Below are 891 nucleotides of genomic sequence, written 5' to 3'. Positions count from 1 at the left end.
TTGCTGGAAAATGTCTGGCCGACGCTAAAACCGCTCTTATGAGGCTTTTCTAGTGGCAGGCTTTCGGCTAATGTGGCGCCCCCTAATTTGGAGCCCCCGATGCCGCGTCCTGCCTGGTCCCTGTTTGCCTACCAACTGATCGAGCCTGACGAGCAGCTGGATCTGTTCGCCTGCCAGGAAGTGCGGGTGCATCTGGTGACGCGGCAGCTGGAACTCGGTGGCTCGGCCGATCGCACGCTGTGCGGCACTCTGCTGCCGGCGCAACCGCGCTGGTCGAATGTTGATCGCCGGGTGTTCCAGGATCAGCGTCTGTGCTCGCTGTGCCGGGCGATTCTTGAATCGCAGAAGCGCGGCACCTCGCCGATCTGGCCTGAGCTGCGATTCGAGCTCTGAGCGCTCAAGATCAAAAAGTGTGGGAGCGAGCCTGCTCGCGAAGGGGTTTCATCAATCGACATTTATGGTCGCTGACACACTGCTTTCGCGAGCAGGCTCGCTCCCACCTTGAAAGCACTCTGTCGCCTGCAACTGCGTGGCCTCCCGAATCCCCAGGCCGCGGTGTACAATCGCGCCCTTATACCCTTGATGATCATGCGAAGGATTTTCCGGATGTTGCCGCGCTTTCCTGCCGTCACCCGCTGCCTGTCACTTGCCGCCCTGTGTGTGGCCGGTCCCGTTGCTGCATTGGAGCTTCCCCTGCCACCACCCGGCGAGGACATCGTCGGCCAGGTGCAGGTGATCAAAGCCAAGTACGAAGACACCTTCGCCGACCTGGGCACCACCTACGATCTGGGCTATTCGGAAATGGTTGCGGCCAACCCGGGCATCGATGCCTGGCTGCCTGGCGCCGGTACCGAGATCGTCCTGCCGACGCGCTTCATCCTGCCGCCGGGC

Annotated in this window: 1 protein-coding gene and 1 pseudogene; both read left to right on the top strand. The window is 61.8% G+C overall.

From position 1 onward, the window contains the following. Nucleotides 1-99 precede the first annotated feature (99 nt). A complete protein-coding gene (locus OQK_RS02025) occupies nt 100-393 on the top strand; it encodes a hypothetical protein (protein WP_016770881.1) in 294 nt (97 codons plus the stop codon). A 213-nt stretch (nt 394-606) separates the two neighbouring features. Beyond that, nucleotides 607-891, top strand: a pseudogene (locus OQK_RS30920) (L,D-transpeptidase family protein); the annotation flags it as partial.

It is taken from the genome of Pseudomonas sp. R62, from assembly GCF_000257605.1.
Taxonomy (GTDB): Bacteria; Pseudomonadota; Gammaproteobacteria; order Pseudomonadales; family Pseudomonadaceae; genus Aquipseudomonas; species Aquipseudomonas atacamensis.
This window is presented reverse-complemented; position numbering and strand designations above follow the sequence as displayed.

Excerpts from the sequence above, each read along its gene's own strand:
- OQK_RS02025 (WP_016770881.1), top strand. The coding sequence starts at position 100 with ATGCCGCGTCCTGCCTGGTCCCTGTTTGCCTACCAACTGATCGAGCCT.